This window comes from Streptomyces sp. NPDC059850, assembly GCF_042731515.1.
Lineage (GTDB): Bacteria > Actinomycetota > Actinomycetes > Streptomycetales > Streptomycetaceae > Streptomyces.
In genome coordinates this window covers 1-13,851 of record NZ_JBHWJI010000071.1, presented here as the reverse complement: position 1 = coordinate 13,851, position 13,851 = coordinate 1, and the positions used below count along the sequence as shown (strand labels likewise).

General features: G+C 73.1%; 11 protein-coding genes. 6 read left to right on the top strand and 5 right to left on the bottom strand.

All coding sequences use genetic code 11. The features are described 5' to 3' along the window. Positions 1–232: 232 nt before the first annotated feature. Positions 233–2,644 (bottom strand): glycoside hydrolase family 31 protein, encoded by a 2,412-nt coding sequence (locus tag ACFV9T_RS37450; RefSeq protein WP_385447024.1) that lies wholly within the window; start codon positions 2,642–2,644, stop codon positions 233–235. A 185-nt stretch (positions 2,645–2,829) separates the two neighbouring features. Here ACFV9T_RS37450 and ACFV9T_RS37445 point away from each other — a divergent pair, with 185 nt between their 5' ends. Further along, on the top strand, positions 2,830–4,848 hold the full coding sequence (locus ACFV9T_RS37445) for an acetoacetate--CoA ligase (protein WP_385447022.1): 2,019 nt from the start codon (positions 2,830–2,832) through the stop codon (positions 4,846–4,848). Here ACFV9T_RS37445 and ACFV9T_RS37440 read toward each other — a convergent pair. Continuing rightward, positions 4,845–6,074, bottom strand: coding sequence for a CdaR family transcriptional regulator (locus tag ACFV9T_RS37440; protein WP_385447020.1), 1,230 nt, complete (start codon positions 6,072–6,074; stop codon positions 4,845–4,847). The genes ACFV9T_RS37445 and ACFV9T_RS37440 overlap by 4 nt on opposite strands. Positions 6,075–6,298: 224 nt before the next feature. On the opposite strand from ACFV9T_RS37440, the gene ACFV9T_RS37435 reads away from it, so the two are divergent. The 5 genes from ACFV9T_RS37435 to ACFV9T_RS37415 all read left to right on the top strand — a co-directional run bounded on the left by ACFV9T_RS37435 (position 6,299) and on the right by ACFV9T_RS37415 (position 11,124). Next, a complete protein-coding gene (locus tag ACFV9T_RS37435) occupies positions 6,299–7,237 on the top strand; it encodes a substrate-binding periplasmic protein (protein ID WP_385447018.1) in 939 nt (312 codons plus the stop codon). 13 nt (positions 7,238–7,250) lie between these two features. After that, positions 7,251–8,057, top strand: coding sequence for an amino acid ABC transporter permease (locus ACFV9T_RS37430; RefSeq protein WP_385447016.1), 807 nt, complete (start codon positions 7,251–7,253; stop codon positions 8,055–8,057). Beyond that, complete coding sequence (locus ACFV9T_RS37425) at positions 8,054–8,818, top strand: amino acid ABC transporter ATP-binding protein (protein WP_385447014.1); 765 nt, start codon at positions 8,054–8,056, stop codon at positions 8,816–8,818. Before ACFV9T_RS37430 ends, ACFV9T_RS37425 begins: the two co-directional genes overlap by 4 nt. A 10-nt stretch (positions 8,819–8,828) precedes the next feature. After that, positions 8,829–10,115, top strand: a complete 1,287-nt coding sequence (locus ACFV9T_RS37420) for an NAD(P)/FAD-dependent oxidoreductase (protein WP_385447012.1) — start codon at positions 8,829–8,831, stop codon at positions 10,113–10,115. Positions 10,116–10,179: 64 nt separating this feature from the next. Then, positions 10,180–11,124, top strand: a complete 945-nt coding sequence (locus tag ACFV9T_RS37415) for a hypothetical protein (RefSeq protein ID WP_385447011.1) — start codon at positions 10,180–10,182, stop codon at positions 11,122–11,124. 68 nt (positions 11,125–11,192) lie between these two features. Here ACFV9T_RS37415 and ptsP read toward each other — a convergent pair whose 3' ends face one another. From ptsP to ACFV9T_RS37400, 3 genes are all read right to left on the bottom strand, one after another. Next, positions 11,193–12,863 carry a phosphoenolpyruvate--protein phosphotransferase gene (gene ptsP / locus ACFV9T_RS37410; protein WP_385447009.1) on the bottom strand — a complete coding sequence of 557 codons (1,671 nt, stop codon included), beginning with the start codon at positions 12,861–12,863 and terminating at the stop codon, positions 11,193–11,195. A gap of 94 nt (positions 12,864–12,957) precedes the next feature. Next, on the bottom strand, positions 12,958–13,407 hold the full coding sequence (locus ACFV9T_RS37405) for a PTS glucose transporter subunit IIA (RefSeq protein ID WP_385447007.1): 450 nt from the start codon (positions 13,405–13,407) through the stop codon (positions 12,958–12,960). 241 nt (positions 13,408–13,648) lie between these two features. Next, positions 13,649–13,851: hypothetical protein (locus ACFV9T_RS37400; protein ID WP_385447005.1), on the bottom strand; the 203-nt coding region annotated here is incomplete at its 5' end.

Sequence of the window (13,851 nt, the reverse complement as noted above, 5' to 3'; positions counted from 1 at the left end):
CGGGCCCCGGGCACCTGCGGTGTGCCCCTGCCCCGCGCCTTGGTGAGCCCTGCGGCGGCCACCCGCCCCCAGCCCCCGCCGGGCGGTGCCCCCTCTCGCCGCGTTGTCGGGCGCGTCCGAGGAGGCCCGCCCCCGGACTCCGTCCGGGCGGTGCCCCCGCGCTCTCCTCGCGCGGGTTGCGATGCGCCCCGGCTACCGCTGGGAGGCGCCGCCCGCCGACCCGGGGTGATCGTCACGGTTTGCGCGGTGACGGGACCTCCGGAGCCGTGCCCCGGACCCGCACCGGATACCCCGCCTCGACGCCGCCCTCCCGCTCGACCCGCACCTCATCCCCGCGCAGCCGGGAGACGAACCGCAGCAGCTCCGCCTTGTCCCACCCGTCGCCCGCGTCCACCACCATCGACCCGCCGCCCTTGCGCCCCTGGTGCGGCATCCACACCTCCAGCTCCACGCCGCCGTCCGGCGACGCGACGGGTATCACCGCGCCCGCCCGGGCCAGCACCGGGATCCGGGACAGCGGGGCGTCGACCACCACCTGCCCGGGGCCCTCGTACGCGCGGCCTGTCGCCGTGTCGTACCAGCGGCCGCGCGGCAGCCGCACCGCCCGCCGCACCGCGCCCTCCTCCATCACCGGCGCCACCAGCAGCGCGTCGCCCAGCAGGAACGCGTCGTCGCAGTCGCGCAGCGCCCGGTCCTTGGGCTGCCGCCACCACACGGGCCGCACATAGGGCGCGCCGGTACGTTCCGCCAGCCGGGCGAGCGTCATGAAGTACGGCAGCAGCCGCTGCCGCTCGCGCAGCGCCGCCGCCGCGTGCTCCAGCACCGGGGCCCCGAACTCCCACGGCTCGCGCCGCCCGGCCGTGATCGCCGAATGGGTACGGAACAGCGGCAGATACGCGCCCAGCTGGAACCAGCGCAGATACAGCTCAGGCGACGGGGAGCCGGTGAAGCCGCCGATGTCCGGGCCGGAGTACGGCACTCCCGAAAGACCCAGCCCGACCACCAGCGCCAGCGAGGCGCGCAGCCCCGGCCAGCCGGTCGTCACATCGCCGGACCAGCTGCCCCCGTACCGCTGGAGCCCCGCCCAGCCGGAGCGGGAGAACAGGAACGGCCGCTCGTCGGGGCGCAGCTCGCCCAGCCCCTCGTACCCGGCCCGGGCCATCGCCAGCCCGTACACGTTGTGCGCCTCCCGGTGGTCGCCGCCCCGGCCCTCCAGGGCGTGCCGGGCCGAGCGCGGCAGCGTGGTCTCGCCGAACGCCGCGAACGACACCGGCTCGTTCATGTCGTGCCACACCCCGGAGAAGCCCTGCTCCAGCCGCTCCGCGTACAGCCCGCCCCACCACTTGCGCACCCGTGGATCGGTGAAGTCCGGGAACACCGACTCGCCCGCCCACACCACCCCGCGCACCTCCCGGCCGCGGGCGTCGGTCACGAACCCCTCCGCCGCCACCCCGCCGTCGTACACCGGGTTGCCCGGCTCCGCCTTCACCGCGGGGTCCACGATCGACACCAGCCGCACCCCGTCCTCGCGCAGCTCGGCGGCGAGCCCGGGCAGATCGGGGAAGCGCGCCGGGTCCACCGTGAAGACCCGGTTCCCGGCCAGATGGTCGATGTCCAGGTGCAGCGCCGACAGCGGCAGGTTCCGCTCCCGGTAGCCCGCCACCACCCGCCGTACCTCCGTCGCGTCGCCGAACCCCCAGCGCGCGTGGTGGTGGCCGAGCGCCCAGCCCGGCGGCACGGTGGGGGAGCCGGTCAGCGCCGCCCAGCCGTGCAGCACCCGGGCCGGGGTGCCCGCGAACACCCAGTAGCGCAGCGGCCCGCCCTCCATGCGCATCCGGACGCCACCGGGCCGGTCGTGCCCCGAGCCCGCGCCCTCCTCGCCCTCCCGCAGCGTGACCGTGCCGTCCCACGAGTTGTCGTGGAACACCAGATGGGTGCCCGCGTCCGCCACCACCAGCTGCACCGGCATGGTCAGGTACAGCGGATCGTCGCCCGGCCCGAAACCGCCGCCGGGGTCGGTGTTCCACAGCCGGTACGAGCCGTTCCGCAGACGCGGCCCGTCCGCCCGCCCGCCGAGCCCGAAGAACCGCGCGTCCGCCGCCACCTCCGACCGCTGATGCCAGCGCGCGCCCGGCACCCCCGTGGTCCGGCCCTCGCTCCCGACGCGCTCGATCACCGCCTCGGCCGGTTCCCACCAGCGCGGCGGCAGATCCCGCCGCAGCACCACCCCGCCCGGGGTGCGCACCTCCACCGTGCCCATCCGCGACACCGCGACCGTCACCCGCTCCGACACCACCCGCCAGCCGCCGTCCGTGTCCGGCTCCAGCTGCGCCCGCTCGTCCGCCTCCGGACAGGCGCCGTCCAGCGCGTACGACGGCTCCGGCTCCGCCCCGTCCCAGCCGCAGAACACCGCGCCGCCCGCCGCCACCCGCACCCGCAGCGAGGACCGCGCGAACCGCACCACCCCACCGCCCGGCTGCGGATCCGCGCCCTCCACCACACCCGGCACCCGCGCCAGCTCGGCACCCCGCCGCGGCAGCCCGGTGGCGTCCGAACGGCGGCGCCGCCACGCCGACCGCAGGGAGCGCAGCCCCTGCGCCGTACCGACCACCTTCACCGACCGCACCAGGTCACGCGCATTCATACTGATCACTGTGCCATTGACGAGGGAGAACGCGGCCATGGTTCAACTGCCGTTCACCCGTGGTCGTCCCACATGCAACCTCCCACGGATGTGGAGCAGCGCCTCTGGTGCCGAAGTCGATCACATGGCATCGTCCTGCACGGACCCTGAAGCAGCGGACGCGGACCTCCCGGGAGCCGACACAGATGAACACCGCAGCCCACGCCGACCACCTGCCCGGCCCCCTGTGGCAGCCCGGCGCGGACCGGATCGCCCGCGCCCAGCTGACCCGCTTCCACGCCTGGGCGGCCGAGCGGCACGGCGCGCCCGCGCCGCTCCCCGGTGACCCGGCCGCGAGCTACGCCGCGCTGCACCGCTGGTCGGTCGAGGAGCTGGAGAGCTTCTGGCGCGCGGTCGCCGAGTGGTTCGAGGTGCGCTTCGGCACCCCGTACGAGACCGTCCTCGCCGACGACGCCATGCCGGGCGCCCGCTGGTTCCCCGGCGCCACCGTCAACTACGCCGAGCACGCCCTGCGCGCCGGTGAGGACCCCGCCCGCGCCGACGAGCCCGCGCTGCTGCACGTCGACGAGGGCCAGGAGCCGCGCCCCGTCACCTGGGCCGAGCTGCGGGCCCAGGTCGGCGCGGCCGCCGCGGCGCTGCGCCGCCTCGGGGTCCGCCCCGGCGACCGGGTCAGCGGCTACCTCCCCAACATCCCGCAGGCCGCCATCGCCTTCCTCGCCACCGCCGCCGTCGGCGGGGTGTGGACCTCCTGCGCCCCCGACTTCGGCGCCCGCAGCGTCCTGGACCGCTTCCAGCAGGTCGAGCCGGTCGTCCTGTTCACCGTCGACGGCTACGTCTACGGCGGCAAGACCCACGACCGCACCGAGACCGTCGCCGAGCTGCGCCGCGAACTGCCGACCGTGCGCGCCACCGTCCACATCCCGCTGCTGGGCACGCCCGCCCCCGAGGGAGCGCTGACCTGGGACGACATCGTTCGCGACGGGACCGAGCCGGTCTTCGACCAGGTGCCCTTCGACCATCCGCTGTGGGTGCTGTACTCCTCCGGCACCACCGGGCTGCCCAAGGCGATCGTGCAGTCCCAGGGCGGCATCCTGCTGGAGCACCTCAAGCAGCTGGGCCTGCACTGCGACCTCGGCCCCGGGGACCGCTTCTTCTGGTACACCTCCACCGGCTGGATGATGTGGAACTTCCTGGTGTCCGGGCTGCTGTCCGGCGCCACCGTGGTGCTGTACGACGGCAGCCCCGGCTACCCGGACACCGCCGCCCAGTGGCGCGTCGCCGAGCGCACCGGCACCACGCTGTACGGCACCTCCGCCGCGTACGTCATGGCCTGCCGCAAGGCCGGTGTCCACCCGGGGCGCGACTTCGACCTCTCCCGGGTGAAGTGCGTCGCCACCACCGGATCCCCGCTGCCGCCGGACGGCTTCCGCTGGATCCACGACGAGGTGGCCGAGGACATGTGGATCGCCTCCGTCAGCGGCGGCACCGATGTGTGCAGCTGCTTCGCGGGCGCCGTGCCGACCCTCCCCGTCCACATCGGCGAGCTGCAGGCCCCCGGCCTCGGCACCGACCTCCAGGCGTGGGACGCGCGGGGCAGGCCGGTGGTCGACGAGGTCGGCGAGCTGATCGTCACCCGCCCCATGCCGTCCATGCCGGTCCGCTTCTGGAACGACCCGGACGGCAGCCGCTACCGCGACAGCTACTTCGAGATGTTCCCCGGCGTCTGGCGCCACGGCGACTGGATCACCCTCACCTCGCGCGGCACCGTCGTCATCCACGGCCGCTCCGACTCCACGCTCAACCGGCAGGGCGTACGGATGGGCTCCGCCGACATCTACGAGGCCGTCGAACGGCTCCCCGAGATCCGCGAATCCCTCGTCATCGGCGTCGAACAGCCCGACGGCGGCTACTGGATGCCGCTCTTCGTCCACCTCGCCCCGGGCGCGACCCTGGACGACGAGCTGCTGGCCCGTATCAAGAGCACCATCCGCACCCAGCTCTCCCCGCGCCACGTCCCCGACGAGGTCATCGAGGTCCCGGGCGTCCCCCACACCCTCACCGGCAAGCGCATCGAGGTCCCGGTCAAGCGCCTCCTCCAGGGCACGTCCCTGGACAAGGCGGTGAACCCGGGGTCGGTGGACGACATGGACCTGCTGCGCTACTACGAGCGCCTGGCCCGCGCCAAGGCCGCCCCCGCCGACTAGACGCGCGCGGACGGGGCGTCGTGCGTGGTGTCCAGCTGATCGGCCAGACAGGCCAGATAGAGGGAGAGCGCGCCGCGGTCGCGCAGGGAACGGCCGCTGATCTGCTCGATCTTGTTCATGCGGTAGACGAGGGTGTTGCGGTGAATGTGCAGCGCCGCCGACGCCCGCACCAGGTTGAAGCCGTTCTCGCACCACGCCACCACCGTCTCCCGCAGCACCGGCCAGTCCGGCTGCGCGCGCAGCTCCACGGTGGTCAGGGCGATGAGCCGGGCCCGGGCGTGCTGCCCGACGGCGGCCAGCAGCTGGTGGCCCCGGAGATCGCCGATGAGGTGGACGGGGGCACCGGCGGCGACCCGGGCGCCGAGCCGTAGCGCGTCGCACGCGTCCTGGTACGAGTCGTGCAGCCCGCCGACGGTGGACGCCGGTTCGCCGATCCCGGCGCGCAGCACCAGGCCGTACCGCGCGTCGGCGGCCTCCGTGAGCCGGGCGCAGACGGCCGCCACCCCGGGGTCGAGGGCAACGCCCGGCAGCCGGTGCAGCACCCCGATCCACCCGGGCGCGGCGCTCGCGACGATGTCCTGCGCGTCGGGGAACGCCTCGCGGACGGTACGCAGCAGCTCCGGGCGGACCAGCGCGGTGTCCCGGGACCGGCGCCCACCGGCGTACCCGGTGCCATGGCCGCGCCCGCCACCCCGGCGCTCCCCGCCCGGCACGGTCACCTCCATCGCGATCGCCACCCGCGCGAGCCGCAGATCGAAGCCCAGCTCCGCCGCGCGGAACACGATGAAGTCCGGCTCGACCACCTGGGCGTCGTACGAGGCGACGTCGACGATCAGATCCTCCAGCACCCGCTCCCGCAGCACCCGCGAGCGCAGCAGCACGGACTCCCGCATCAGGATCTCCGTCTGCCGCTTCACCAGCAGCCCGAAGCGGCCCACCTGCGCGGGCGTGCCGGTGATCCCGACCGTGCCGACCGCGTGCCCGTCCCGGACCAGGGGGAGCGTGACGCCGGGGCGCACGCCCCGCAGGGACTGGGCCTGCGCGGTGGTGTGGGTGGCGGGCTCCTGGGTGCGCAGCACCTCGACGGACGCCTCGTGGAAGGTACCGATACGGCTCTGGTCGCCGCTGCCGATGACCGTGCCCTCACTGTCGGTGATGAGGACGTTGAATCCGATGACCGCCGAGGTGTCCCCGGCGATCTCCTGGGCGAGTGACGGGCTGAGCATGCGTGAACCCCCGTCGAGAGGTGCGCGGGAAGGGGCGCGCGAGGCGGCGCGAAGTGGACGCACCATACAGGGCGGCAAACCTTATCCGCCATATATTCGTACGAAATAGCCAGTGACCGAAGCTCGGTGCACTCGTAGCGTATGGGGCAATTCGCACCGCCGCCGCGGCGGAAGACGCGGTGAACGGCGGGCCCTGCCCAGCCCTGACACGGAAGGCCGATCCGATGGCCCGTGTACGCATCCTCCTCACAGCCCTCTCCGTCCTGCCGCTCCTCGCCCTGACTGCCTGTGGATCGGACAGCGACGCCGCGGCCCCCAAGAAGGTCTCCGCGAAGACGGCCGCGCTCGGCACGATCGACCCCGGCGTCCTGAAGGTGGCCGTCCAGCCCTACGCGCCCTACACCACCGTCAAGGACGGCAAGATCGTCGGCCTCGACGGCGACATCCTCAGTTACGCCGCCAAGAAGCTCGGCCTCACCGTCCAGCCCGAGACGACGGACTTCGCGGGCATGCTCGCCGGAGTCCAGTCCCGCCGGATGGACATCACCATCGGCGGCGTCGCCTGGACCAAGGACCGCCAGAAGCAGGGACTGTTCACCGACCCGCCCTACTACTCGCCCCCGGCGATGGCGGTCGGCTCGGGCAAGACGTACAAGACCATCGACGACCTGAAGGGCCTGCGCCTCGGCACCGTCGAAGGCTACGTCTGGGTCAAGTCCATCAAGGCCGTCCCCGGCGCCAAGCTGCGCGCCTACCCCGACGCCAACGGCGTCTTCGACGACCTCGCCGCGGGCCGCATCGACGTCGGCTTCCTGGACCCGCTCATCATCATCGCGGCCGAGAAGGAACGCTCCGAGCAGATCAAGACCGAATACCTGACGCCGCCCACCGCCGCCCAGGTCAAGGCCAAGCCCGCCTACGAGTACTTCCGCCCGTACCAGACCGGCTTCTACCTCCCCAAGAAGGCCACCAAGCTGGAGAAGGCCATCTCCGCCCAGATCGACGCCATGTACCGGAACGGCGAGCTGTCGAAGCTGGTCAAGAAGTGGGGCGGCGACCCGGCGCAGTTCCTGAAGCCCGCCTCCGACGTCGCCCCCGCCCGCCGCGGAGTCGACCGGCCCGCCGACTGGAACGCCCCCTCCATCACCTCCGCCGGACAGTGAGAAGGCCACCGACGTGACGACCGCCGCAGGCCTGTTCCAGGTCCCCTGGTCCGACTACCGCACCGATCTGTTCGACGCCCTGCTCAAGACGGTGTCGTACACCGCCGTCAGCTTCGCGGGCGCGGCCCTCCTCGGCCTGGTGGTGGCCCTGCTGCGGCTGAGCCGCGTATGGCCGCTGCGCGCCCTGGCCGCCGTCTACACCGAGCTGTTCAAGAACATCCCGCTGCTCGCCATCATCTTCCTGACCTACTTCGGCCTGGGATCCGTCGACATCCGGCTCGACGTCTTCACAGCCGGATGCCTGAGCCTCATCGTCTTCTACTCCGCCTACCTGTCCGAGATCTTCCGCGCCGCCATCAGCGGAATCCACGACGGCCAGACGGAAGCCGGAGAAGCCCTCGGGCTGGGCCGCCTGAGCGTCTTCGGCCACGTGGTCTTCCCCCAGGCGCTGCGCCTGGCGCTGCCCGGCACCAACACCATGCTGGTCGACCTGCTCAAGGGCACCTCCCTGCTGGTCACCATCTCCGCCGCCGAGCTGATGTCCGAGGCACGGCTCATCACCTCCTCCACCTTCCGGGCCCTGGAGGTGTACCTCGTCATCTCGGCCGTCTACTTCGCCCTCTGCTACCCCCTGTCCCAGCTGCTCCTCGCCCTGGAGCGCGCCATCCGGGCCGGAAAGCCGCTGACACCGAGGCGGCGGCGACGGCTGCGCACCGCCCGCGCCCTCCTCGCCGAGACACCCGGCCCCGCCGGAACACCCGACTCCGCCGAGGCGCCCGCCCTGGCCGACACCCCGCCCCCGAAGGAGGCGACGGCATGACCACCGACGCCGTCGTACGGATCACAGACCTCGGCAAGTCCTTCGACGGGCGCCGCGTCCTCGACGATGTCTCACTCGACGTACCGCGCGGCCGGATCGTCAGCGTCATCGGGCAGAGCGGCGGCGGCAAGACGACCCTGCTGCGCTGCGTCAACCTGCTGGAGAGGCCGGACAGCGGCACCATCGACGTGGCGGGCGAGACGGTGCACCGCGACGGACGGACCGTCTGCCGCGACCTCGCCCGGCTGCGCCGCACGGTCGGCATGGTCTTCCAGCGGTTCCACCTCTTCCCGCATCTGACCGCCGTCGAGAACGTCATGCTGGCGCAGGTCAAGGCGGGCGTCCCCGAAAGCGCCGCCCTGGAGCGCGCCGTCGTCCTGCTGCGCCGGGTCGGGCTCGCCCACCGAGGCCTCGCCCACCCCGACCAGATGTCCGGCGGCGAGCAGCAGCGGGTCGCCATCGCACGGGCCCTCGCGCTCAAGCCCGAGGTGCTGCTCTTCGACGAGCCCACCTCGTCGCTCGACCCGGAGGCGACCCGGGAAGTCCTGCGGGTCATGCGCGAGCTGGCCGAGGAGGGGATGACGATGATGCTGGTCACCCACGAACTGCCCTTCGCCCGCGAGGTGTCCGACTGGGTCGCTTTCGTCGACGGCGGCCGGATCATCGAGGCGGGCCCGCCCGCCGAGGTGCTGGGGCGGCCCCAGCAGGCGCGCACCCGGGCGTTCCTGACCACGTACGACTCCACCGCCGTCGGCGCGTAGGGGACACGCCATGGACACACTGCAAGGCAGCGGACCCGTGGTGGTCGTCGGTGGCGGGGTGGTCGGCCTGTGCACGGCGTACTACCTGGCCGAGCACGGGCTGCCGGTCGAGATCGTGGAACGGCGCGGCGTCGGCTCCGGCGTCTCGCGCGGCAACGCGGGCTGGGTCTGCCTCAGCCACTCCACCCCCGTCCCCGCCCCGGGCGTCCTGCGCTACGCGGCGCGCTCCCTCGGCAGGCCCGACTCCCCGCTGTATCTGCGCCCGCTGCCGGACCCCGCGTTCGTACGGTGGCTGTGGCGCTTCTGGCGCAGCAGCACCCCCGCGGCGTTCCGGCGCGGCTACGCGGCGATCGCCGAGCTGAACCGCACCACGTTCGCGCTCTTCGACGGGTTGCGCGAGGCCGGGGTCGAGACCACCCTCACCCGCCCGGGCATGGTGCACGCGTTCCTGTCGCCCGGCGAGGCACGGCACCACCTCCAGCTCCAGCGGCAGATGGCGGACGGCCGCTACCCGCTCCCGGACGACGTCAGCACCGGCCCCGAGGCGATGGCCCTGGACCCCTCGCTGGCGCCGGGGGTCCAGGCCGCCTACCTCGTCCCCGGCGAAGGCGTCCTGGACCCGGTGGCCTTCGCGCAGGCCCTCGAAGAACGGCTCGCGGCAAGCGGGGTGAAGGTCCACGAGAACGTGGCCGCGACCGGCTTCCGGCGCGGCCCGGCCGGGGACCGGGTCACCGCCGTCGTCACCGACACCGGCGAGATCCCGTGCTCGGCCGTCGTCATCGCGGCCGGAGTGCGCTCCGCGGACCTGCTGCGCGAGCTGGGACACCCCCTGCCGCTCCAGGCGGGCAAGGGCTACAGCTTCTCTGCCGACCTCGACCCCGCGCCGACGCACACCCTGTACTTCGGCGAACACCGGGCCGTGGCCTCCCCGATCGGCGGCACCACCCGCATCGCCGGGACGATGGAGCTGAGCGGCAACAACAACCGGCTCGACTGGCGCCGGATCGTCGCCGTCGCCCGGGCGAGCCGCCACTACCTCGGGCAGTGGTTCGACGATCCGGACGACCTGGTGGCGCTGATCCGCGACCCCTGGGTCGGCGGCCGTCCCTTCCTGCCCGACGGACTGCCGGTCATCGACCGCGTACCCGGCCCCGGGAACGCCTTCACCGCCACCGGCCACGGCATGCTGGGCGTGACGCTCGGCCCGGTCACCGGCAGCGAACTCGCCTCCTACGTCGTCACCGGCCGCCGCCCCGCCGCCCTCACCCCGTTCCGCCTCGACCGGCTCCGTGGCTGAGGTGCGTTGTCAGTGCCCCCGGTTACGGTGAGTGAGCACTGAACGTCTGCGCTGAGGGGGAGTCATGGCGCACACCGACAACGGCACCGACAACGGCACGGGCACCGGCACCGGTGGCACGCACCTCGGAAAGCCCACCGCGATCCGGGCCTTACGCAGGGAAGTGCCCAGCGTCGTAGCGCTGTTGGCGGCCGAGGAGGACTTCGCCGCCATGCGCGGGTACGCGTCGTTCGGCTTCGACGACCACGCCCGCTACCTGCGCCGGATGGAGGGGCTGCTGCGGGCGCTCTCGTCACAGGGAGTGCACACCACCGTCGCCCTCTTCGACCCGGTCGCCTACCAGGAGTACTGCGCCCACGCCCGGCTCGACCCGGACACCCCGCGCAGTCGCAGCCGCTTCACGGCGGAGGTGGCGTCCACGGGCGCCACCGTCGTCTACGAGGGCCAGCCCCTCGACCAGCTGCTGCCAGGCCTGATCACCGCCGCCGAGGAGCACGCCACCTGGGAGTACGCCTCGGCGGTGCTCGCCCGGGCGGGCGGCTGCGGCGGCCCCGGCGGCTGCGGGAGCGGCACCGGACGTGCCGCGTTCGACCGCGCCGCCGCCGCGCTGTCCGCACTGCTCGACGCGGCGGGGCCGGGCCTGCACCACCTGGTGTGCAGCGTCCCGGTGGACGGCGTCCCACTGGCCGCTGTAGTCCACGCCACCGCGCGGGAAGGTCGGCCGCCGAAGTTCGCCGAGCCCGGCGCGGTCGTCTTCCGCACCGTGCTGGCCTGCGGCATCGCCACGGCGAGCCCCGGCGGCGTCGTCCTGCGGACCAGCCTGCCCAAAGCCCCGGACACGGTGCGCGGCTGGGCGCTGCGCGACGGCTGGCCGCAGCCGCTGAGCGAGGCCGAGGTCTTCACCGCGTACTGCACCGACGCGCGGACCGGCGAGCCCATCCCGCCCGAGCACCGCGTCGAATACCGGGCGGGCATCCCGCTGCCCCGGCCCGAGCAAGGGGAGGGGTGACACGCCGAAGGGCCCGCCCCACCGTGGTGGGACGGGCCCTTCGGCCGTTCAACGGCATCGCCATCGGCTCACTCGCCGGACAGCACCGCCTGCGCCGCGCGGCGCGCGTCCTCGGCGGTGTCCGCCGCGCGCGCCGCCGAAGCGGCCCGCTCGCACTGGGCGAGCGTGTGCTTGGCCAGCGTGGCGCGGACATACGGAATCGACGCGGCGCCCATGGAGAGGCTGGTGACGCCCAGACCGGTCAGCACACACGCCAGCAGCGGGTCGGACGCGGCCTCACCGCACACCCCGCAGCTCTTGCCCTCGGCCTGCGCGGCCTCCGCCGACGCCGCGACCAGGTCGAGCAGCGCGGGCTGCCACGGGTCCTGCAGCCGCGACACCGCACCCACCTGCCGGTCGGCCGCGAAGGTGTACTGGGCCAGATCGTTGGTGCCCAGCGACAGGAACTCGACCTCCTGGAGGATCGAGCGGGCCCGCAGCGCGGCCGACGGGATCTCCACCATCGCGCCGAACTTGGCCTGCAGCCCGGCCTCCCGGCAGGCGTCCGCGAACGCCTTGGCGTCCAGCCGGTCGGCCACCATCGGCGCCATGACCTCGAGGTAGACGGGCAGCCCCTCGGCCGCCTTCGCCAGCGCCGTCAGCTGCGTCCGCAGGACGTCGGGGTGGTCGAGCAGCGTGCGCAGCCCGCGTACGCCGAGTGCCGGGTTGGGCTCATCGGACGGGGTGAGGAAGTCCAGCGGCTTGTCCGCGCCCGCGTCCAGGACCCGGACCACCACACGGCCCTCGGGGAACGCCTCCAGCACCTGCCGGTACGCCTCGGCCTGCTTCTCCTCCGACGGCGCCTTCGTGCTGTCGTCGAGGAAGAGGAACTCCGTGCGGAACAGCCCCACGCCCTCGGCGCCCGCCTCGACCGCAGCCGGTACGTCCGCCGGACCGCCGACGTTCGCCAGCAGCGGCACCTTGTGCCCGTCGGAGGTCGCGCCTGGCCCGGACGAGGCGGCCAGCGCCGCCCGCCGCTCCTCGGCGGCCCGGGTCAGCTCGGCCCGCTTCTCCTCGTTCGGCGACACGAAGATCTCGCCCGTGCTGCCGTCGACGGCGATCATGGTGCCCTCGATCAGCTCCCCGGCACCGGGCAGCGCCACCACGGCCGGCACCCCGAGGGCGCGCGCCAGGATCGCGCTGTGGCTCGTCGGCCCGCCCTCCTCGGTCACGAAGCCGAGCACCAGGGTCGGGTCGAGGAGCGCCGTGTCGGCCGGGGCGAGATCGCGGGCGATCAGCACATACGGCTCGTCGCTGTCGGGCACGCCCGGCATCGGCACACCCAGCAGCCGCGCCACGATCCGGTTCCGTACGTCGTCGAGGTCGGCCACCCGGCCCGCCAGGTACTCCCCGGCCCCGGCCAGCAGCGCCCGGTACGCGGCGAACGCGTCGTACACCGCCCGCTCGGCGGTGCTGCCCACCGCGATCCGCCGTTCGACGTCGGCGATCAGCTCCGGGTCCTGCGCCATCATGGCCTGTGCCTCGAGCACGGCCTGGGCCTCGCCGCCCGCGAGATTGCCGCGCGCGATCAGATCCGCCGACACGGCCTCCACCGCCTGGCGCGCCCGCTGCTGCTCGCGCGGCGCCTCGTCGGCCGGAATCTGCTTCGCGGGCGGCTCCAGCACCGCCGTGCCCATGTGGCGCACCTCGCCGATGGCCACACCGTGGCTCACGCCGACGCCTCGCAGCGTTGTCTCCATGTCACCTATCCCGGTTGATACGGCGGAACTCCGCCGTGGTGGATGTCGTACTCGCCGTCGACGCCGCCCGGACCGGTTCCGGACGGCGTCGGGGTCACGTCCAGCCGAAGAGCGCGTCGCCCGGCTTCACATCGCCGTCCTCGCGGACCGCGGAGAGGGAGTCGGCCGTGGCCTCCAGGGCCACGACCGGGCAGATCGCCGACTTACCGGCGGCCACGGCCGTCGCGGGGTCCCAGCGCACGATCGCGTCACCGCGCTTGACGGTGTCTCCCTTGTTGATGAGCACCTCGAACCCGTCGCCGTTCAGCTGCACGGTGTCGATGCCGAGGTGGGTGAGCACCCCGTGCCCTTCCTCGTCCACGACCACGAAAGCGTGCGGGTGCAGGGAGACGACGATGCCGTCGACCGGAGCCACTGCCACACAGGGTTCGAGCACCGGGTCGATCGCCGTACCCGGACCGACCATCGCGCCCGAGAACACCGGATCGGGAACCGCAGTCAGTCCGATCGCGCGCCCGGCGAGCGGAGACGTCACGGTGGTCATTGGGAAGCCTCCCAGGGTGAAGATCCATCTCGCGCCGTCACCGCCTGTCCCGGACAGCGCACTGCCCAGAAGCGTAAGTCATAGGAACTTGGGATTCCGCACAAGCGGCGCAGGCCGGAGACCCCCGGGGCCCCCGAATCGATTTGCCACCGCCGCGTGAGGCGCTGTACTGTCTTACTCCTGCCCATCCGGATGAAGCATCGCAGTCAGCTGCGGGCCCGTCCAGGTGAGGGCGGCACCTTCAGTCACTTGATCCAAATCCCGGATCCGCTTTCGCATGCCATGCGGAAAACAGCGATTCGGAAAGCGGAAAAAGGTCTGATAGCGTGGTGGAACACCGAACGGAAGCGCCCGGAGAAACCGGTGATACGGTTTCAAAGGAAGCGATCGTTCCTTGAGAACTCAACAGCGTGCTAAAAGTCAACGCCAGATATGTTGATACCC

Excerpts from the sequence above, each read along its gene's own strand:
- ACFV9T_RS37450 (WP_385447024.1), bottom strand. The coding sequence starts at position 2,644 with ATGAATGCGCGTGACCTGGTGCGGTCGGTGAAGGTGGTCGGTACGGCG.
- ACFV9T_RS37445 (WP_385447022.1), top strand. The coding sequence starts at position 2,830 with ATGAACACCGCAGCCCACGCCGACCACCTGCCCGGCCCCCTGTGGCAG.
- ACFV9T_RS37440 (WP_385447020.1), bottom strand. The coding sequence starts at position 6,074 with ATGCTCAGCCCGTCACTCGCCCAGGAGATCGCCGGGGACACCTCGGCG.
- ACFV9T_RS37435 (WP_385447018.1), top strand. The coding sequence starts at position 6,299 with ATGGCCCGTGTACGCATCCTCCTCACAGCCCTCTCCGTCCTGCCGCTC.
- ACFV9T_RS37425 (WP_385447014.1), top strand. The coding sequence starts at position 8,054 with ATGACCACCGACGCCGTCGTACGGATCACAGACCTCGGCAAGTCCTTC.
- ACFV9T_RS37420 (WP_385447012.1), top strand. The coding sequence starts at position 8,829 with ATGGACACACTGCAAGGCAGCGGACCCGTGGTGGTCGTCGGTGGCGGG.
- ACFV9T_RS37415 (WP_385447011.1), top strand. The coding sequence starts at position 10,180 with ATGGCGCACACCGACAACGGCACCGACAACGGCACGGGCACCGGCACC.
- ptsP (WP_385447009.1), bottom strand. The coding sequence starts at position 12,863 with ATGGAGACAACGCTGCGAGGCGTCGGCGTGAGCCACGGTGTGGCCATC.
- ACFV9T_RS37405 (WP_385447007.1), bottom strand. The coding sequence starts at position 13,407 with ATGACCACCGTGACGTCTCCGCTCGCCGGGCGCGCGATCGGACTGACT.